General features: G+C 68.3%; 17 protein-coding genes and 1 pseudogene. 11 read left to right on the forward strand and 7 right to left on the reverse strand.

The genetic code is table 11. From position 1 onward, the window contains the following. Window positions 1-3 precede the first annotated feature (3 nt). The 4 genes from AC5O77_RS18500 to AC5O77_RS18515 all read right to left on the reverse strand — a co-directional run bounded on the left by AC5O77_RS18500 (window position 4) and on the right by AC5O77_RS18515 (window position 3,148). Window positions 4-1,464, reverse strand: coding sequence for an efflux transporter outer membrane subunit (locus tag AC5O77_RS18500; RefSeq protein ID WP_478058765.1), 1,461 nt, complete (start codon window positions 1,462-1,464; stop codon window positions 4-6). Continuing rightward, on the reverse strand, window positions 1,461-2,378 hold the full coding sequence (locus AC5O77_RS18505; protein ID WP_049400358.1) for an efflux RND transporter periplasmic adaptor subunit: 918 nt from the start codon (window positions 2,376-2,378) through the stop codon (window positions 1,461-1,463). Before AC5O77_RS18505 ends, AC5O77_RS18500 begins: the two co-directional genes overlap by 4 nt. Then, complete coding sequence (locus tag AC5O77_RS18510; RefSeq protein ID WP_010487502.1) at window positions 2,375-2,584, reverse strand: DUF1656 domain-containing protein; 210 nt, start codon at window positions 2,582-2,584, stop codon at window positions 2,375-2,377. The genes AC5O77_RS18505 and AC5O77_RS18510 overlap by 4 nt, the downstream gene beginning before the upstream one ends. A 108-nt stretch (window positions 2,585-2,692) precedes the next feature. Beyond that, on the reverse strand, window positions 2,693-3,148 hold the full coding sequence (locus AC5O77_RS18515) for a MarR family winged helix-turn-helix transcriptional regulator (protein ID WP_012481667.1): 456 nt from the start codon (window positions 3,146-3,148) through the stop codon (window positions 2,693-2,695). 598 nt (window positions 3,149-3,746) lie between these two features. On the opposite strand from AC5O77_RS18515, the gene folE reads away from it, so the two are divergent. From folE to AC5O77_RS18535, 4 genes are all read left to right on the forward strand, one after another. Next, window positions 3,747-4,358 carry a GTP cyclohydrolase I FolE gene (gene folE, locus AC5O77_RS18520; protein WP_004141296.1) on the forward strand — a complete coding sequence of 204 codons (612 nt, stop codon included), beginning with the start codon at window positions 3,747-3,749 and terminating at the stop codon, window positions 4,356-4,358. A gap of 112 nt (window positions 4,359-4,470) precedes the next feature. Next, entirely contained in the window at window positions 4,471-5,940 is a 1,470-nt protein-coding gene (locus AC5O77_RS18525) for a DUF3375 domain-containing protein (protein WP_121504949.1), read from the forward strand. Beyond that, window positions 5,927-6,628, forward strand: coding sequence for a DUF4194 domain-containing protein (locus AC5O77_RS18530; protein WP_087924080.1), 702 nt, complete (start codon window positions 5,927-5,929; stop codon window positions 6,626-6,628). The genes AC5O77_RS18525 and AC5O77_RS18530 overlap by 14 nt, the downstream gene beginning before the upstream one ends. A 16-nt stretch (window positions 6,629-6,644) precedes the next feature. Further along, window positions 6,645-10,025: an ATP-binding protein gene (locus AC5O77_RS18535; protein ID WP_049446864.1), complete on the forward strand. Its 3,381-nt coding sequence runs from the start codon at window positions 6,645-6,647 to the stop codon at window positions 10,023-10,025. A 291-nt stretch (window positions 10,026-10,316) separates the two neighbouring features. Here the strand turns inward: AC5O77_RS18535 and AC5O77_RS18540 are convergent, their stop codons facing one another. Continuing rightward, window positions 10,317-11,096, reverse strand: a complete 780-nt coding sequence (locus AC5O77_RS18540; protein WP_071229494.1) for a sulfite exporter TauE/SafE family protein — start codon at window positions 11,094-11,096, stop codon at window positions 10,317-10,319. A gap of 102 nt (window positions 11,097-11,198) precedes the next feature. On the opposite strand from AC5O77_RS18540, the gene AC5O77_RS18545 reads away from it, so the two are divergent. After that, the gene (locus AC5O77_RS18545; RefSeq protein WP_478058767.1) at window positions 11,199-11,591 is read left to right on the forward strand and encodes a YchJ family protein; all 393 of its coding nucleotides are present in this window, start codon (window positions 11,199-11,201) and stop codon (window positions 11,589-11,591) included. 3 nt (window positions 11,592-11,594) lie between these two features. Here AC5O77_RS18545 and AC5O77_RS18550 read toward each other — a convergent pair whose 3' ends face one another. Next, entirely contained in the window at window positions 11,595-12,875 is a 1,281-nt protein-coding gene (locus AC5O77_RS18550) for a GGDEF domain-containing protein (RefSeq protein WP_317216908.1), read from the reverse strand. A 150-nt stretch (window positions 12,876-13,025) separates the two neighbouring features. On the opposite strand from AC5O77_RS18550, the gene egtB reads away from it, so the two are divergent. The 5 genes from egtB (at window position 13,026) to AC5O77_RS18575 (ending at window position 18,351) form a co-directional block, all read left to right on the forward strand. After that, window positions 13,026-14,297: an ergothioneine biosynthesis protein EgtB gene (gene egtB / locus AC5O77_RS18555; protein ID WP_317216949.1), complete on the forward strand. Its 1,272-nt coding sequence runs from the start codon at window positions 13,026-13,028 to the stop codon at window positions 14,295-14,297. Then, a complete protein-coding gene (gene egtD, locus AC5O77_RS18560; RefSeq protein ID WP_478058770.1) occupies window positions 14,294-15,268 on the forward strand; it encodes an L-histidine N(alpha)-methyltransferase in 975 nt (324 codons plus the stop codon). Before egtB ends, egtD begins: the two co-directional genes overlap by 4 nt. Before the next feature lie 84 nt (window positions 15,269-15,352). Then, on the forward strand, window positions 15,353-16,621 hold the full coding sequence (locus tag AC5O77_RS18565) for a lytic murein transglycosylase (RefSeq protein WP_494507056.1): 1,269 nt from the start codon (window positions 15,353-15,355) through the stop codon (window positions 16,619-16,621). Between the two features lie 40 nt (window positions 16,622-16,661). After that, on the forward strand, window positions 16,662-17,528 hold the full coding sequence (locus AC5O77_RS18570; RefSeq protein ID WP_132811064.1) for a D-hexose-6-phosphate mutarotase: 867 nt from the start codon (window positions 16,662-16,664) through the stop codon (window positions 17,526-17,528). A gap of 49 nt (window positions 17,529-17,577) precedes the next feature. Continuing rightward, entirely contained in the window at window positions 17,578-18,351 is a 774-nt protein-coding gene (locus tag AC5O77_RS18575) for a DUF2628 domain-containing protein (protein ID WP_478058774.1), read from the forward strand. Window positions 18,352-18,357: 6 nt separating this feature from the next. On the opposite strand, the gene AC5O77_RS18580 is transcribed toward AC5O77_RS18575, so the two are convergent. Beyond that, on the reverse strand, window positions 18,358-19,545 hold the full coding sequence (locus AC5O77_RS18580) for a benzoate/H(+) symporter BenE family transporter (protein ID WP_049421023.1): 1,188 nt from the start codon (window positions 19,543-19,545) through the stop codon (window positions 18,358-18,360). On the opposite strand from AC5O77_RS18580, the pseudogene AC5O77_RS18585 reads away from it, so the two are divergent. Then, window positions 19,538-19,782 (forward strand): annotated as a pseudogene (locus tag AC5O77_RS18585) (hypothetical protein); the annotation flags it as partial. The gene AC5O77_RS18580 and the pseudogene AC5O77_RS18585 sit on opposite strands and share 8 nt — an antisense overlap.

Consider the following 19,782-nt stretch of genomic DNA (forward strand, 5'->3'; position numbering starts at 1 on the left):
GGCTTACTTCGCTGCTGTCGAGGCGTTGGGCGCGGCGGCGCTGGCCTGCCAGCCACCACCCAGCACCAGGAACAGGTGGATCTGGTCGCGCGAGACCTGCGCTTCGGCGGCGGCCAGGGTGGCATCGCTGGTGGCCAGGCTGCGGTCGGCATCCAGGCTGGACAGGTACGGCGTGCGGCCGCCCTGGTACAGCCGGCGGTTCTGCTCGGCGGCCAGTGCGGCCTGCTCCTGCGCGATGCGCAGCGACTGCAGGCGGCGCAGGTCCTGCGCATAGCGGTCCAGCGCGGTCTGGGTCTCGCGCAGCGCCTGCAGCACGGTGTGGTCGAACTCGGCCAGCGCGGCATCGGCACCGGCTTCGGCGGCGTGGATGCGTGCGTGCGTGCCGGACGACGGCAGCGTCCACGAGATCAGCGGGCCGATTGACCACTGCTGGGTCATCGGCGTGCCGAAGTCCTCGAGCAGGCCAGCGGCACCGAGCGAGGCCCCCAGGCGGATGTCCGGATACAGCTCGGCGGTGGCCACGCCAATCCGCGCCGTGGCCGAGGCCAGCTTGCGCTCAGCCTGGCGCACGTCCGGGCGACGCTGCAGCAGTGCACGGCCATCACCGACCGGCAGCGGCTGCGTCAGGCTGGGGGCGTGCGCGCAGTCGATCACACCGGCCGGCAGCTGGCCCGGGGTCTGCCCCAGCAGCGCGGCCAGCGAATAGGCGGCGGCAGAGCGCTGCGCCTGCAGCGGCGGGAGTGCAGCTTCCAGCAGCGCCACCTGGGCATTGGCGCGGGCCAGTTCCGGCGGCGTGCCACGGCCGGCCGCGATCAGGCGCTCGGTAACGCTGCGGCTGCGCTGCTGCAGCTGCAGCGAATGCTCGGCCACGTGCAGTTCGTGGTTGGCGTGGCAGATTTCCAGATAGCTGTCGGCCACCTGCGCGACCACGCTGACCTGAGCCAGGTCGCGTGCTGCGGCGACCGACTGCTCGTCGGCACGGGCCGCTTCGGCGCCGCGCTTGAGCTTGCCGAACAGGTCGAACTGGTAGCTGACCGCGAACTTGCCATCGGCCAGGTTGATCACTGGCAGCTCGTGTTCCTGCAGGAAAGATTCGGCCGACAGCTGTGCGCGGCTGACCCCGGCCTCGGCCTCGTACTCGAAGCCACCGGCGTCCAGCGCCTGTTCGTACACCGCCGCCGCACGACGCAGGTGCGCATCGGCGGCCTTCAGCTCCACGTTGTCGCGCAGCGCCTGGGTGATCAGGCCATCCAGCACCGGGTCGTTGTACAGCGACCACCAGCGGTCGGGCAGCGCCTGGTTGGCGGCGATCTGCGGGTTCTGGGTATCGATGAAGGCGGCATTGGCCTGCGGGCGCTTGAACGCCGAGCCTTCCGGCAATGCATAGTCCGGGCCGACGGTCCTGCACGCGGCCAGGCTGGCCAGCGCGACGATCAGGCCGAGACGGGGCAGGGCGGCGTTCACAGGCCCGCCTGTGTCGGCGCGGTGCCGGCCTTGTCGTTGTGCGGATGGCGGCCGGTGTCCACGGTCACCGTGGCGGTGCGGCCGGCGATCAGTTCCACGCCCTTGGGCACCTCGTCGATGGCGATGCGCACCGGGATGCGCTGGGCCAGGCGCACCCAGTCGAAGGCCGGGGTCACGTTCGGCAGCAGGGTGCTGCCATTGCTGCGGTAACGGTCCTCGATGCCGGCGGCGATGCTTTCGACATGGCCACGCAGCGGGGTCGATTCGCCCATCAGGCGGATGTCCACGCGCTGTCCCGGGGCGACGCCGCGCAGGCGGGTTTCCTCGAAGTAGCCATCAATGCGGAACGAGCCGGTATCCAGCAGCGCCAGCACCGGCTTGCCGGCCACCACGTAGTCGCCCACGCGCATGGTGCGGTCGTTGACCCGGCCGTCGGCCGGCGCGCGCACCTCGGTACGCCCCAGGTTGAGCTCGGCCAAGTCGACCGCCGCCTGTGCGGTGGCCAGCGCGGCCTGTGCGGCCTGCAGCTTGGCGCGGCGCACTTCGGCGTCCTCGGCGGCGACCAGGTCCTGCAGGCTGCGGTCACGGCCGATCTCGCGGCGCAGCTGTGCCACCGAGGCCTGGCGCTCGCCCAGGCTGGCCTTGGCCTGCTCCAGCGCGATGCGGTAACGGGCACGGTCGACCACGAACAGCAGGTCGCCCTTCTTCACCGCCTGGTTGTCGGCCACCTGCACCGTTTCCACCAGCCCGGATACGTCCGGCGCCACCTGCACCACGTCGGCGCCGACATGGGCATCGCGGGTCCACGGCTCATCCATGTAATAGACCCACAGCTGGCGTAGCACCAGCAGGGCGACGATCACGGCTGCGCTGGTGAGCAGCACCGGCAGGGTCTTCTTCACGATCTTGTTCACGATTGCATCCAACGCAGGAGGTGGAACAGCAGGCCCAGCACGATTCCGTACAGCGCCAGGTTGAACAGCGCCGGGTGCCATACATGGCGATAGGCGCCGGCACGCTGCAGCAGCGCGTGCAGGCCGCTGTTGACCAGATAGGCCAACAACATCAACCCGAGCAGGGTCGGGACGAACACTCCGTGGAGACTGAATTCACCGGGCATCGGTAGGGGCGGGGGCGAGGTGGGGGAGGGGAGGAACAACGAAACAGCAGCAACGGGTAAAAGCCGCTGGCGTGTGCACGGCAGCGGCGGTATTCGGGGGCAGCGGTCTTACGTGATGCGGTCGGCGGCCTCGGCCAGCAGGCGCCATGCCTTCAGCACGGCGTGCAGTTCATCCATGGAAAGCTCGCCGAACACGTCCTGGCGCAGGCCGATCAACTGGTCTTCCAGCTCGCTGACCAGCGCGTGTCCCGCGTCGGTCAGCCACAGCAGGTTGGCGCGGCGGTCGCTGGCGTCGCTCTCGCGGCGGACCAGGTCGCTGGCGCACAGCTTGTCCAGCAGGCGGACCAGGGAAGGACCCTCCATGCCCAGCTGCTGGGCCAGCGCCACCTGGCGGATGCCACCGCCGGAGCGGCCGATCATCAGCAGGGGCATGGTGCAGGCGGTGGAGATGCCGTAGCTGCCGAGCCGGCTGTCGGCCAGGCGCTGCCACTGCCGCCCTGCGTAAAGCAGGCCGGAGCTGAGCTGCATCTGCAGCACGGTGCGTTCGTCGAGGGGTCGGTCCATAAGAGATAGATAGGATACTACTAATTTCATTCCTATCAATGGATTTTTATGAATGGGCGAGTGTGTTGAGTAAAGCGTTGCGCCACGTTGCTACGGGTGGGGCAGCGGGGGCCGGACGGGGCAGGACACGCCGTGAACCCATCCTTGGGGGCTCGGCCGCGGCATCCATGCCGCGGACGGTCCTGCCCCGCCCGACCCCCGCTGCCTGCCCATCACCCCGCGGGCGCGGTGGGTTGGCTCTTTAAAGGCAGAAGCAGAAGCAGTGCGGACCAACGGTCCGCACCCACCAATGCCGCAGCGCGCGGTGCTTCCGGAGCCATGAACCCCAGCTTTTGCCCCCGCTTTCGGGTGGTCCGGCCGCGCCCGCAGGAAACCGTCAAGGAGGGGGAGAGGGGGCTGCGCAGGACCGTTGGCGCCATGGATGGGGCCATCGAGCCCCCAAGGACGGGTTTACGGCGTGTCCTGCGCAGCCCCCTCTCCCCCTCCAGGCCGACAGCAACGACGCGCCAACAACGACCCCCCGATGAACCGTCCCAACAGGACGACCCACCCCCCGGTCGGGTACGATGCTCGCCCCCCGTTCGGGACGCTGTACGCAATGAGCAAGAACAACGAAAAGGCCGCCCCGCAGGGCGACGTGACCCAGGACCAGGCCGAGGATGCCGTGCGCACCCTGCTGCGCTGGGCCGGTGAGGACCCGTCCCGTGAAGGCCTGCTGGATACCCCCCGCCGTGTCGCCGAAGCCTATGGCGACTGGTTCAGCGGTTACCGCGACGACCCCCGCGCCTACATGGAGCGGACCTTCGAGGAAGTGGCCGGCTACGACGAACTGATCGTCCTGCGCGACATTGAGTACGAAAGCCACTGCGAGCACCACATGGCGCCGATCATCGGCCGCGTGCACGTCGGCTACCTGCCGGCCGGCAAGGTGGTGGGCATCAGCAAGCTGGCCCGCGTCGTCGAAGCCTACGCCCGCCGTTTCCAGGTGCAGGAGAAGATGACCGCGCAGATCGCCCAGTGCATCCAGGATGTGCTGCAGCCGATCGGTGTCGGCGTGGTCGTCGAAGGCGCCCACGAATGCATGACCACCCGCGGCATCCACAAGCGCGGCGTCAGCATGGTCACCTCGAAGATGCTGGGCAGCTTCCGCGACGACGCGCGTACCCGCGCCGAGTTCCTGCGCTTCATCGAAGTGGGCGGCAAGCGCTGAGCCGCTTGCCCGCACCCCGCCGGCCGCTGCGGGCCGGCATGCCCACGGCTGCCCGCGCGGCAGCCGTGCGTGGCGGCTCGTCCCTGTCAGCCCAACAGACCTCTTTCGCTGCATGAAGCATCGCGAACGCATCTCCCGTTACCGCCATCTGCGCGAACAGCCCCAGTGGAAGCTGCTCGCCGCCGACCACGCTCCGGAAATCATCGGCCTGCTGCAGGGGCTGCTGATGGACGGCGAGCGCACGCTGTCGTCGTCGGTGCTCAACGAGCGCCTGCAACGTGCGCTGGACCAGCTCAACGGCGACGAACTGTCGCGCGACCTGCCGCGTACCGCGCAGGCCTACATCGCGCACTGGCTGGCCCAGGGCTGGTTGGAGCGCCGCCTGCCCGAAGGTGCCGACCAGGAGCAGTACGAACTGTCGACGGCGGCGCTGCAGGCCATCCGCTTCGCCGACGGCCTCGAGCAGGCCCGCGTGGCTGCCACCGAAAGCCGCCTGGCGCTGGTCATCGAACAGCTCTCGCAGCTGGCCGCGCAGACCGAGTCCGATCCGGATGCGCGCCTGTCGGCGCTGCGCGACGAGCGCGACCGCATCGACGCCGAGATCGCCCGCGTCGGCGCTGGCCGCGTGATCGCGCTGGATGGCAAGCGCGCGCTGGAACGTGCGCGCCAGATCATCGGCCTGGCCGACGAGCTGACCGAGGACTTCCGCCGCGTGCGCGACGACTTCGAGCAGCTCAACCGCGATTTCCGCGAACGCATCATCGACGATGAGGGCGAGCGCGGCGATGTGCTGTCGCAGCTGTTCGAAGGCGTGGATGTGATCGGCGAGAGCGATGCCGGCCGCAGCTTCCAGGCGTTCTGGCGCCTGCTCAACGACGCCGAACAGAGCGCCCAGCTCGATGCTGCGCTGGAAGCGGTGCTGGCGCGTGGCTTTGCGCGCCGCCTGGACCGCAACGAGCGCAACTTCCTGCGTGGCTTCACCAGCACCATGCTCGAGCGCGGTGGCCAGGTACACGATGTGCTGCAGAACTTCGCGCGCAGCCTGCGCGGCTTCGTGCAGAGCCGTGGCTACCTGGAACAGCGCCGCCTCAACCAGCTGCTGAAGCAGGCGCAGTCCGAAGCACTGGCCCTGCGCGACGAGTTCCCCGCACAGCGCGGCATCGGCCGTGACCTGCAGCTGACCACCAGCCGCCTGCGCTCGTGGTCGCAGTGGAGGCTGCACGATCCACGCAGTGCCCAGGTCGATGGCAACGTCGAGTACAACGACGCGGCCGCGATCAGCCTGGAAAGCGTCGGCGATCTGGTCGCTTCGTCCGAAATCGACTTCCGCACCCTGCGCCGTGACCTGCACGACCTGCTCGATGCACAGCCGCGGCTCAGCATCGCCCAGGCCCTGTCGCAGCGCGAGGCGCCGCAGGGTCTTGGCAGCGTCATCGGCTATCTGTCGCTGGGCACGCGCTTCGGCAACGTGGTCGCCGGCGAGCAGGAGCTTGCCGAATGGCGTGGTGGCGACGGCCAGATCCGTCGCGCCCGCATCCCGCTGGTTTGGTTTACCCAGGAGAGACGCCATGAGCTGGCATGAAGATCCCATCGACGCACCGCAGGCCGACGTGGCGGAAGACGCCTACGAAGCCGAGCCGGTGGCGGCCGTGGCGCAGCCCCGCCGTGGCAACGACGTGTACTACCTCGGCGATACCGGGCGCCTGCCGCTGGATGCGCGCCGCGCGCTGTGCCAGCTGCTGATCGGCCCCAGCATCGACCAGCTGCGCCACGCCAAACTGTGGCCGGCACTGATCCGCAGCGAAGCCGCCATCCGTTCGGCGCTGGCCGACCTGTTCCTGGAACTGGTGCTGGACCGCGACAGCGGCGTGGCGTTCACCCGCCAGGCCGACACCGAAGACGTGGATGCGCCGGTGCTGCTGCGCACCTCGCCGCTGACCTTCATCGACTCGGTGCTGCTGCTGTACCTGCGCCAGCAGCTGGCCGAGGCCGATGCGCGCGGCAACCGCGCGGTGGTCGCCGACGCCGAGATGGCCGAAGCGCTGGCCATCTACGAGAAGAACCTGTCCACCGACCGCGCCGGCTTCAACCGCCGCGTCGCCTCGGCGGTGCAGAAGATGAAGGACAACCACATCCTGACCCGCCTCAGCGGCCAGGAAGACCGCCACGAAGTCTCGCCGGCGCTGAAGCTGCTGTTCTCCGCCGAAGACGTGTCCCAGCTTTCGGCGGTGTACCGCCAGCTGCGCGAAACCCCGGCCGCCGAGGCCTGAGAGACCCGACCATCGCATGGCTATCTCCAAGCACACTCCCGCACTGTTCAACGAAGGCCTGCCGGACCCGCGCCTGCAGCAGTTCCGCATGCGCCGCCTGCAGGTGCACAACTGGGGCACCTTCAACGGCCTGACCGAAGTGCCAATCGCCGAGCGCGGCTTCCTGTTCGTCGGCCGTTCCGGCTCGGGCAAGTCGACCCTGCTCGATGCCATGTCCGCGCTGCTGACGCCGCCGGCCATCGTCGACTTCAACGCCGCCGCGCGTGAAGCCGAGCGCAGCGGCCGCGACCGCAACCTGGTGTCCTACGTGCGTGGCGCCTGGGCCGACCAGCAGGACAGCGGCACCGGCGAAATCGCCACCCAGTACCTGCGCAAGGGCGCGACCTGGACCGCACTGGTGCTGGAATACCGCGCCGGCGATGGCCGCGTGGTCAGCCTGGTGCGCCTGCTGTGGATCTCCGGCAACGGCACCTCGGCCGGTGACGTGCGCAAGCACTACATGATTGCCGAGCGCCCGTTCGACATCGCCAAGGATCTTGGCGGTTTCGACCTGGACCTGCGCAAGCTCAAGCAGAAGCTGTCCGACCTGCATCACTTCGACACCTTCTCCGGCTACGCCGAGCGCTTCCGCGACCTGCTCGGCATCGACAACGAGATGGCGCTGCGCCTGCTGCACAAGACGCAGTCGGCGAAGAACCTGGGCGACCTCAACGTCTTCCTGCGCGACTTCATGCTCGACACGCCGAAGACCTTCGACGCCGCCGAGCGTCTGGTCAGCGACTTCGCCGAGCTTGATGGCGCGCACCAGGCCGTGGTCACCGCGCGCCGCCAGGTGGAAACCCTGCTGCCGGCACGCGCCTACTACAACGACCTGAAGGAAATGCACCGCCAGCGCGGCGACGACGAAGCGCTGAAGCTCGGCGTCGACAGCTTCCGCGAAAGCCGCCGCCAGGCGCTGATCGAAGCGCGCCTGCGCGAGATGGACGTGCGTGACCGTGGCCTGCTCGGCGAAGAGGCCCAGCGCCGCGCCGCGCTCGACAACCACACCGAGCGCCTGGCCGAACTGGAACTGCAGCGCCGCCAGCAGGGCGGTGAACGCATCGAGGAACTGGAACGCGAGCAGGGCCGCGCCGAAGCCGAGCGCGACCGCCGCAAGGCCAAGCGAGACCAGGCCCAGGAAGCGGCGCAGCAGCTGCAGGCCGAACTGCCCGACGATGCCCATGGCTTCGCCGAGTTGGTCGAGCGTGCGCAGAACGAACTGCAGGACCGCCAGCGTGCCTCGGCGGCACTGGACGATGCGATCAGCGATCGCCTCGGCGGCAAGCGCGATGACGAGCGCCGCTTCGGTGAAGTGCGCAGCGAACTTGAAGCGATGCAGCGCACCCCCTCCAACATCCCGGCGCCGATGCAGAAGCTGCGCGCGCGCCTGGCCGAGGAAACCGGCATCGCCGAAGCGGCGCTGCCGTTCGTCGGCGAGCTGATCCAGGTCCGCTCGGAGGAGCAGGGCTGGCAGGGCGCCATCGAACGTGTGCTGGGCGGCTTCGCGCTGTCGCTGCTGGTCGATGACAAGCACTACAACGACGTCGCCGAGTGGGTGAACCGCACTCACCTGGGCATGCGCTTCACCTACTACCGCGTGCGCCGCAACGATGATGCGTTCGCCCGCGAGCCGTCGGCGAAGTCGCTGCTGCACAAACTGGAGCTGCGCGAGCATGTGTTCGAAAGCTGGCTGCGGCGCGAGCTCGGCAAGCGCTTCGACTACGAATGCGTGGATGCCAAGCAGCTGCGCAACGTCGACCGCGGCATCACCCGCGAAGGCCAGGTCAAGCATCCGGGCGACCGTTTCGAGAAGGACGACCGCAGCGCGGTAGGCGACCGCCGCCGCTGGATCCTGGGCTTCAACAACCACGACAAGGTGGGCGCCTTCGAGCGCGAAGCACAGGAACTGGCCAAGCGCATCGCCAGCTGCGAGACTGACATCGCGCGCCTGCGCGGCCAGCGTGACCGCGACAACGAACGCCGCCTGGCCTGCCACGAGCTGGTCAGCATCAGCTGGAACGAGATCGACATCGCCGCTCCGCAGCAGCGCCTGAGCGACATCGAGGCCACCCTGCGTGACCTGCGCGAAGGCAATGCCGATCTGGCCAAGCTGGCCAAGCAGATCGACGCCGTGCGCGCCGACATCGAGCAGTCCCGCCGCACCTATGAGGACGTCCGCGTCGAGCGCGGCCAGCTGGTCAAGGAGCGCGATCGCCTCGACCGCGCCCGCCAGCAGAGCCGTGCGCTGGTGCTGCCGAGCCTGGCCCAGGAGCAGGAAGCCGGGCTCGCCGAGCGCCTGCAGGAGCAGGGCCCGCTCAGCCTGGAAACGCTGGAAGCGCACATGCGCCAGGTCAGCAACGCGCTGAACGAGCAGCTGTCGTCCTCGCAGCAGGACCTCAACCGCATCGAGAACCAGCTGATCGGTTGCTTCCGTCGCTTCATCCAGCAGTGGCCGGAGGAATCGGGCGACTTCACCGTCTCGGTGGCCTCGGCCGAGGACTTCCTCGCCCGCCTCGAACGCCTGGAGCGCGACGGCCTGCCGCAGCACGAAGAGCGCTTCTTCGATCTGTTGCAGAACCAGAGCAAGAACAACCTGCTGGCCCTGCAGCGCCACAGCGCCGAGGCCCGCAAGTCGATCGGCCAGCGCCTGGACGAGGTGAACGCCAGCCTGGAACAGGTGCCGTTCAACCGTGGCACGCTGCTGACCATTGAACTGAGCGACCGCCGCCTGCCGGAAGTCGGTGAGTTCCACCTGCAGCTGCGCGAGGTGCTGTCGCAGCAGCAGACCGAGCAGCGCGAGCTGGCCGAATCGCAGTTCACCGTGCTGCGCCAGCTGGTCAACCGCCTGGGTTCACAGGAAGGCGAAGACAAGCGCTGGCGCGAACTGGTGCTGGACGTGCGCATGCACGTGGAGTTCATCGGCGTCGAGCTGGATGCGGAAACGCGCCAGCAGGTCGAGATCTACCGCAGCGGCGCCGGCAAGTCCGGCGGCCAGCGCCAGAAACTGGCCACCACCTGCCTGGCTGCGGCACTGCGCTACCAGCTCGGCGGCGCTGACAGCCAGCTGCCCAGCTACGCCGCGGTCGTGCTTGACGAAGCCTTCGACAAGGCCGACAACGAGTTCACCGCACTGGCGATGAACATCTTCGACAACTTCGGCTTCCAGATGGTGGTGGCCACCCCGCTGAAGTCGGTGATGACGCTGGAACCGTTCATCGGCGGTGCCTGCTTCGTCGAAATCAGCGGCCGCCACGACTCCGGCGTGCTGCTGATCGAGTACGACGAAGAAGGCAAGCGCCTGAAGCTGCCCGAGCGCAGCCGCCAGCAGGCCAACGAACCGGAAGAAGCCGAGGCCTGACCACCTCGGTCCAGCGACCTGTAGAGCCGAGCCATGCTCGGCTGCTCTTCGCGCTCGGAAACCGTGTGCCAACCAAGGTTGGCACCTACCGGAAGTCGCTCTGCTCTTGCCCTTGCTCCCAGCTTCCGCGCTCGCGCAGAGGCCGGGTAGCGGTTGGGTGAGGGGGCATGGCAGGACCGCGAGCGCCATGGATGGCGCTCACGAGCCCCCATGGACGGGTTCACGGCGTGTCCTGCCATGCCCCCTCATCCGATCGCCCACATGGGAGTCAGGCGCCAGCGACGCGGTGGATCACGCTCCACGCAACGTATCCCACGCCATCCGCGCGATCAGCACCACCACCAGCCCCACGAACAGCTTGCGGATGAACGGCGTGCCGCCCTTCAGCGCCAACCGCGTGCCCACCACCGAACCGATGATGTTGGCCGCCGCCATCGGCAGCGCGAACAGCCACAGGATGTTGCCGGTCGGCACGAAGAACGAGATCGCCGCCACATTGGTCGCCAGGTTCACCACCTTCGATGCCGCCGACGCGCGCAGGAAATCCAACCCGAAGAAGCGCACGAACAGGAAGATCAGGAAGCTGCCGGTGCCCGGCCCGAAGAAACCATCGTAGAAGCCGATCGCCGCACCAATGGCCAGTGCGATGGTCAGCTCGCGGCGGCCGATCTCCTGTGGCCGGTGCAGTGCACCGAAGTCCTTCTTCCACAGCGTGTATGCCAACATCGCGATCAGCAGCACCAGCACCAGTGGGCGCACCGCGTCCTTGGGCAGCAGGCTCACCGCGGTGGCCCCGGCGAAGGAGAAGATGAAGGCGGTGCCGGCCGCGAACAGCACCGGCTTCCACGGGAAGCGCACGTTGCGCGCATAGCGCCAGGCAGCCGCACCGGTGCCGAACATCGAACTGAACTTGTTGGTACCGAACAGCATCGCCGGCGTCTGCTGCGGCAGCACCGTGAACAGGCCGGGCAGCTGCACCAGGCCACCGCCACCCACGGCGGCATCCACAAGACCGGCGATGAAGGCGATCACCACCAGCCACCACAACTCAGGGGGAACCAGTTCCAGCACGGCGATCAATCAAGGTGGGGGCGCGACAGCATACGCCTGTCCTGCTTCAGCTGGCCCGTGCCGCGCGTGGATCAATCCGCGCAACCCGGCGACAATGCCGGCATGAGCCGAAAACCCGCCGATCCCTGTCCCTGTGGCCTGCCCGCCGACTATGCCGCCTGCTGCGGCCGTTTCCACGCCGGTGAAGCCGCGCCCGATGCCGAGCGCCTGATGCGTTCGCGTTACAGCGCCTACGTGCGCGGTCTGGCTGACTACCTGCGCCAGAGCTGGCACCCGGACACGCGTCCGGCCGAGCTGTCACTGGATGAAGCACCCGGCCAGCGCACGCATTGGCTGGGCCTGACCGTGCACGAGCACACCGTCACCGGTGCTGACAGCGCCGATGTCCGCTTCACCGCGCGCTATCGCGTCGGAGGCGGCAGTGCGGTCAAGATGACCGAACACAGCCGCTTCCAGCGCATCGACGGCCGCTGGTACTACTTCGACGCGGCCTGAGCCCTACGCGCTGCGCGCAGCCAGCACGCGCTGGCCGCCGTGCGCGCGCACCTGGTTGCGGCCGCCGTCCTTGGCCACATACAGGGCCTGGTCGGCGGCCTTGACCACTGCCATCGGGCGCGGATCCACATGGCTGTCGGCCAGGCCGATGCTCACTGTCACCTGTACCACCTGGCCGCTGCCACCGCGTCCGCGCTGCTGGCGGCCGGCTTCGTCATCGCGGCTGCGGGTGCTGCGGTCGCGCAGCTGCATGCGGGTCTCCTCGATGCTCTGCCGCAGCGCCTCCACGGCATCCATGCAGGCCGCCGCAGGGCGGTCCAGGAACACCACCGCGAACTCCTCACCGCCATAGCGGAATGCACGGCCACCGTCGCCCACCCGCGCCAGCCGCGAGGCCACCAGGCGCAGTACATCGTCTCCGGTGTCGTGGCCATGGGTGTCGTTGAATGATTTGAAGTGGTCCACGTCCACCATCGCGATGCTGTAGGTGCCGCGTGCCCGCTGCAGGGTCTCGTTGAATGCCCGTCGCCCCGGCAGGCCGGTCAACTCATCGCGGAAGGCCATGTGGAAGGACTCCTGCAGCATCGCGCCCAGCATCAGCAGCAGGGCGGCGCTGCTCAGCGCCGGCAGCAGCACCGGCTGCAGGAAGATCCGCGGCAGCATCCACCACAGGCACAGCAGGGCCAGCAGCATCGCCGTGTGCAGTGGCCGAGGATGCCGCCACGCCTGCCAGCCCAACGCTGCGGTCGCCAGCAGGAACAGCAGCGCCGGCAGCTGCGCCAGCGCGTTCCAGTCGGCGGGAATCCAGGCCCAGTGACGGTTCGACAGCAGATCGTGCATGCCGCGCGGCTGCTGTGTGGCTAGCAGCAGGAAGATCATCACCGCGGTGCCGATGGCAATACCGCGCAGCAGCAGGTCCTGGCGCCGCCGTCCGCGCTCCGGCCACAACGCAAGGCCGGCAGACAACAGCGGCAACCAGGCCGAGATGGCGTGGAAGCGCAGCGGTGTCAGCGTGGTGACATGGCCATTGCGCAGGTAGCCAGCGACGTCCTGGTGCAGCAGCGCGAACATCACCGCCACAACCATCAGCAGGCACAACGTGCGCACCTGGTGGTAGAGCAGGGCCAGGCCGGCACCGAGGCAGGCCAGCAGCCAGGGCAGGATGCGCTGCGCCGGGCTGGCCACGTCTGCGGTATCCAATGCGGTCCACACCACCACGGCAACCAGCACGGCAGGCAGCACGAACAGGTAATGCGCAGGCTGGCGGAGCGGATGCAGGGGCAAGCAGGAATTCCAGCGCGGTGACGACGCGGCCGCAGCACTGCCGTTAGCGGCGTGCGTGCCTGCATCTTGAATGCGGCAGGCTCATCCATGTGAACGAAGTGACGCCGAACCATGACGTCGCACTCACCGTCCAGCGCCGATGCTGCCCACATGGACAGCGTACCCGCCGCCGTCGCTGCCCCGCAGCACGATCTCGCCCGCCAGTTCGCCCATGTACGGACGCGCAGCCTGCAGCTGGCCGCGCCGCTCAGTGCCGAGGACGCCATGCTGCAGAGCATGGCTGACGCCAGCCCGAGCAAATGGCACCTGGCCCACACCACCTGGTTCTTCGAACGCTTCGTGCTGGCGGGTTTCGCCACCGCGCCAGCGCATGACCCGGGCTGGGACTACCTGTTCAACAGCTACTACAAGAGCATCGGCCCGGCGCATGCGCGGCCACAGCGCGGGTTGCTGTCGCGCCCGTCGCTGCAGCAGGTGCGCGACTACCGCCAGCAGGTCGATGCGCAGGTGCAATCGCGGTTGGCGGCGGGCGATCTCGATGAACAGGCACTGCAGCATCTGCAGCTGGGCCTGCAGCACGAGCAGCAGCATCAGGAACTGCTGCTCACCGACATCAAGCATGCGTTCTGGTGCAACCCGCTGCAGCCCACCTACCGCGAGGACCTGCAGCCTGCCACCAGCGCTGCCAGTGCGCAGGGCTGGATCGAATCACCCGAGCGCATCGTCACCGTCGGCGCCGCGGCATGGCCGCAGCAGGCCGCGTTCGCCTACGACAACGAATCGCCAGCGCACCGCGTGCTGCTCCCCGCGCACGCATTGGCCGAGCGTCCCGTGAGCAATGCTGAGTACCGGGCCTTCATCGACGCCGGTGGCTATCGCGAACCGCGCTGGTGGCTCAGCGAAGGCTGGGCGCTGCGCGAAGCCGAGGGCTGGCAGCACCCGCTGTACTGGGATGACGCCCTGCAGCGCGAGTACACCCTGGGCGGTTGGCGCGAACTGGATCCGCACGCGCCGGTCTGCCACCTCAGCTACTACGAGGCCGATGCCTGCGCCCGCTGGTCCGACGCGCGCCTGCCCAGCGAGTACGAATGGGAAGCCGCCGCTGCGTCGCAGCCGCTGCGCGGCCATTTCGCTGACGACGACCGGCTGCATCCGCAGGCATCGCAGGGCAGTGGAATGCGGCAGCTGTTCGGCGATGTCTGGGAGTGGACCCACAGCGCGTATGGCGCCTATCCGGGCTTCCGTCCCTTCGCCGGCAACCTCGGTGAGTACAACGGCAAGTTCATGTGCGGGCAGTGGGTGCTGCGTGGCGGCAGCTGCGCGACACCCCGCGGCCATGTGCGCGCCAGCTACCGCAACTTCTTCATGCCGCCGGCGCGCTGGCAGTTCTCCGGGCTGCGCCTGGCCAGGGACCTCACATGAGCACCGTGCATGACGCGCTGCAGGCATTGACCGATCTCACCCCCGGGCGGCAGCAGATCCTCTCCGACGTAGTGGCCGGACTCTCACGTACGCCGCGCCAGCTGCCGTCCAAGTACTTCTACGATGCGCGTGGCTCGCGCCTGTTCGAGCAGATCACGCAGACCCCCGAGTACTACCCCACGCGCACCGAGCTGGCCCTGCTGAAGCGTGTGCTGCCGGACATCGCCCGCAGCGTTGGCCCGCGTCTGCACGTGGTGGAGCTGGGCAGTGGCAGCGGACGCAAGACCGCGCTGCTGCTGGCCGCACTTCACGACCCGGTGGCCTATACGCCGATTGAAATCTCGCGGGCCGCGCTGCTGTCCAGCATCGATCATCTGGCGCCGGCGTTGCCGGAGGTGGAGATGCTGCCGGTCTGTGCCGACTTCACCCGCCCCGTCGCCGTTCCCATGCCCGAGCGCGAACCCGCGCGACGGCTGCTGTTCTTCCCCGGTTCCACGCTGGGCAACTTTGAAGGCGAAGACGCGGTCGCACTGCTGCGGGCGATGCGCCAGACGATGGGCCGCGACGGCCTGGCCCTGGTCGGCATCGATCTGCACAAGGACCCGGCGCTGATCGAAGCGGCCTACAACGACACGCAGGGTGTCACCGCCGCGTTCACTCTCAACCTGCTGGCCCGGCTCAATCGCGAGATCGGCAGCGACTTCGACCTCGACGGCTTCCACCACCGTGCCTGCTACAGCACCGCGCGGCTGCGCATCGAAACCGATCTGGTCAGCCGCTGGGCGCAGGATGTGCATCTGGACGGCCGCACCTTCCACTTCGCCGCCGACGAACCGATCCGTGTGGAGTACAGCCACAAGTACACCGACGACAGCTTCGAGGCGCTGCTGCAGCAGGCGGGCCTGCAGGTCACGCAGCGCTGGAATGCCGACAGTCCCGCCTACGGCCTGCGCCTGCTGCGTGCCATCTAGGGCGGCCGGCCAGCCGGTACCCCTTCAGGTTCTGCAGCACCGCTACCCCTAAGATGGCCGTGCAACGGCAACACGGAGGACGCCATGCCCATTCTGACCACCCTCGGCCTGGCGGCCGCTCTCGCCTCGCCCCCCGCGCTGCCTGCAGCACCGGATGCCAGCGTCGATCCGGCCTTCAGCCGCTGCCTTTCGGGCCTGCAGGCCACGGCCGCCAGCCAGGGCATCAGCGCCGAGCGCTTCAACGAAATCACCGCCGGCCTCACCCCGGACCCCAGCGTGCTCGGCCTGCTCGACGCGCAGCCGGAATTCACCACGCCGATCTGGGACTACCTGGCCGCGCTGGTCGATCGCCAGCGCGTGGCTGATGGTCGCGCCATGCTGCAGCAGCATCGCGACCTGCTCGATCGAGTGTCGGCGCAGTACGGCGTCGATCCGGCCACCATCGTCGCGGTCTGGGGCGTGGAGAGCGACTACGGCCGCGTGTTCGGCAAGCGCCCCCTGCTGCAGTCACTGGCCACGCTGTCCTGCGCCGGCCGTCGCCAACCTTTCTTCCGCGGTGAATTGCTGGCACTGCTCAAGCTGATCGACCGCGGCGACCTGCAGGCACAGGGCCTCACCGGTTCCTGGGCCGGTGCCTTCGGGCATACGCAGTTCATGCCCAGCACCTACGCACGCATCGCCGTGGACGGTGATGGCGATGGCCGCCGCGATCTGGTCGGCAGCATTCCCGATGCGCTGGCCTCCACTGCCAACTACCTCAAGCGTGCCGGCTGGCGCAGTGGCGAGCCGTGGGGCATGGAAGTTCTCGTTCCCGCTGGCTTCAACGCCAGCCAGGCCGGACGTACCCAGCGTCGCGCCCTGGCCGACTGGCGTGCGCAGGGCCTGACCGCGCTGGATGGCAGTGCGCTGGCTCCGGCCAACCTGCCGGCGGATGCGCGCGCCGCCCTGCTGCTGCCGGCCGGCAACAAGGGCCCGGCGTTGCTGGTGTTCCGCAACTACGACGCGATCTACAGCTACAACGCCGCCGAAAGCTATGCGCTGGCGATCGCCACGCTGGCTGACCAGCTGCGTGGCGGCAACGGGCTGGCCACCGCCTGGCCGACGGATGATCCCGGCATCGGCCGCGATGAACGCCGTCAGCTGCAGACCCTGCTGCTGGCGCGTGGCCACGACATCGGTACCGCCGACGGCATGATCGGTACCGCCACCCGTCGCGCGATCCAGTCCGAGCAGCAGCGCCTGGGCTGGGCCAATGCCGATGGGCGTGCCGGCCAGCGCATCCTGCGCGCGCTGCAGGAAGAGGCGGCCGCCATCGCACCCGCTGCGCAGAAGGCCTTGCCCCAGGCACGCTGACCGCGACATCATCGCCGCGGTCTTCAAGGAGCGTCATCGCATGCAGTCGGATCCGGACATCAGCAGCGGCCTGTATCACGGGCTGGAGGCCTGGCACGTGCGCACCCCCAGCGCGACGGCGGTCATCAGCGTGTTCGGCGGACAGCTGCTGTCGTTCATTCCCGATGGGCAGCCCGATGTACTGTGGCTTTCGCCCACGCGCGCCGAGCTGCCCACGCCCATCCGCGGTGGCGTCCCTGTGTGCTGGCCGTGGTTCGGCCGCCAGGGCCAGAACAATGATGTGCCCGCGCATGGCCTGGTGCGCACCGCGCGTTGGGAGCTTCTGCAGGCCAGCCAGAGCGATGACGGTGAGGTCGAGCTGCAGTTGGCACCTGCACCCTGCGCCGATCCCGGCCTGCGCCTGCAGATGCAGTTGCGCATCGGCCGCCAGCTGCGTCAGCAGCTCGTCACCGAAAACACCGGAACCTCGCCGGTGACCTTCACCCAGGCCCTGCACAGCTATTTCCGGGTGGGCGATGCCAACCAGGTCGAGGTCGAGGGCCTTGACGGCCTGCAGTACCTGGACAAGTACGAGGACTATGCGCAGTTGCGCCTGCAACAGGGACCGTGGTCATTGCGCGATCCGCGTGACCCCGGTCGCAGCGATCGCATCTATACCGGTGCCGGCGGCCATTACGTGCTGCGTGATCCCGTACTGCAGCGGCGGATCGAGATCCGCAGCGAAGGCAGCCAGACGCTGGTGGCCTGGAATCCCGGTGCGGAGGCGGCAGCGAAAATGGCCGATGTCGGCGATGGCTGGCACGATTACGTTTGCCTGGAAGTGGCCAACGCAGGCCCGGAGCAGATTACGCTTGCGCCGGGTGAGCGCCATCAGCTGGTGCAGACCCTGGCCAGTACCGGGCTGTAGGCGCTGGCAGCGGTTTCAGTTTGTCGATGCAGTAGCAAGGACGGAAAACATGCAGGAAGCACAATGGTGGTACGCCAATGGCAGGCAGAGCAGTGGGCCGGTGGATCTGGCCGGTCTTCGCCAGCTGCAGCGGGAAGGGACGGTCACGGCGCGAACGCTGCTCTGGTGCGAGGGCATGCCCTCCTGGCGGCCGTTGGCGGAGCTGGATCAGGCCTCAACGCAGGTCGAGGTGGCTCCGGTCCTGGATATCGACGCAGCGCCTGCGGCTGAGGTCATTGCGCCGAGCGTCGGCGATCCGTCCGACCCCTATCGTGCGCCGGTCGCTGCACCGGATGTGGCTGCGGCGGCCGGGCTGGAGGGCGAGATGGCCTTGTACGCCAGCGTGGTCGGTGGCAACTTCCCGATCTATCGCCAGCGCTGGCGGCTGGATCAGGGCATCGCCACGGGCAGTGGCACCTGGCACTGGCCGGCCTTCCTGCTCGGCCTGATCTGGATGATGTACCGCAAGATGTACCGCCTGGCGGCGATGTGGGCTGGCCTGCTGCTGCTGATCAGTGTGGTGGAGACCTTGCTGGATGTGCCGGATGGCCTGTCACTGGTCATCACCTTCGCGCTCAGCATCACCACCGGCATCTTTGGCAACAGCTGGTACCTGGCACACTGCCAGCGCCTGATCGCCCAGGCCCGTGCCGTCACCGGCGGCGATGACGCACGGCTGCGCAGCGAGCTGACCGCGCGCGGCGGCACCAGCGTGGTCGCCACACTGATCGCCATCGTCATCGCGGTGGTGCTGAGCACCGTCGGCGCCGCATTGGCGGGGTAGGGCAGGTCAGCGTCCCTGGCGGGGCCGCAGTACTACCAGGCACAGCGCACCGGCCACCAGGCCCCAGAACGCCGAGCCGATGCCGGCCAGTGAGACGCCCGAGGCGGTGACCAGGAAGGTGACCAGTGCCGCCTCGCGGTCCCGCTCTACTGCCAGCGCACTGGCCAGGCTGTTGGCGATGGTGCCGAACAGCGCAATACCGGCCACGCAGGCCACCAGCTCTTTCGGGAACGCCGCGAACAGTGCGGCCACGGTGGCGCCGAACAGCCCGACGACAATGTAGAAGGCGCCGGCCGCCATCGCTGCGGTATAGCGTCGTGCCGGGTCCTCATGCGCATCGCGGCCCATGCAGATCGCTGCGGTGATTGCCGCCAGGTTCAGTGCGTATGCACCGAACGGTGCCAGCAGCGTATTGACCACACCGATCCAGCCGATCAGCGGCGACACCGGGGCGTCGTAGCCGGATGCGCGCATCACCGCCACGCCCGGAATGTTCTGCGAGGCCATGGTGACCACGAACAGGGGCAGGGCGATGCCAGCCACTGCAGTCCAGGACAGGGATGGGGTCACCCATTGCGGTACCGCCAGTTGCAGCTGCACCTGCTGTGCGTGCAGCAGGCCACGGCTGGCCGCCACCGCGATGCCGACCAGCAGGGTGGCGATGACCGCATAGCGCGGGAACAGGCGGCGTCCGCCCAGCCAGGTGGCGAACATGGCCAGCGCCAGTACCAGTTGGGTGTTCATGGCCACGAACACGTCCAGGCCGAAGCGCAGCAGCACCCCGGCCAGCATGCCGGCGGCCAGCGCCATCGGCACCCGCTGCATCAACCGGGCGAAGATGCCGGAGAAGCCTGCCAGCATGCCAAGCACCGCAGCGAGCAGGAATGCACCGGTGGCTTCAGCGAGCGAGGCACCGCCTGCACCGACCACCAGCATCGCCGCGCCCGGGGTTGACCACGCGGTCACCACCGGCACGCGATAGCGCAGCGACAGCCCGATGCAGGTGACACCCATGCCCAGTCCCAGTGCCCACATCCATGAGGCGATCTGTGCCTGGTTGGCACCGACGGCTTGTGCAGCCTGGAACACGATGACGGCCGAACTGGCGAAGCCGACCAGCACAGTAATGAAGCCGGCAACGAGGGCCGGTACTGAAAGGTCGCGCCACCACGCTTGCCGCACCTGCATGTTCATTGCCGTCTCTCCACTGTGCATCCGTGCATTGATAGCCCTTGTGGCGGGGGGGGGGCCCCCCCCCCCCCCCCCCCCCCCCCAAAAAAAAAAAAAAAAAAAAAAAAAAAAAAAAAAAAAAAAACGGTACCAGCTGCTGCGCCGCTACTTCGACGCGTACCGGAAGTCGCTGGGCCTGAAGGATTTCAGCCCGCTGAGCCAAGACCTGATCGCGCTGCAGCAGATCCGCGAGCGCCGCGC

Source organism: Stenotrophomonas sp. INTA L402-1, from assembly GCF_059295135.1.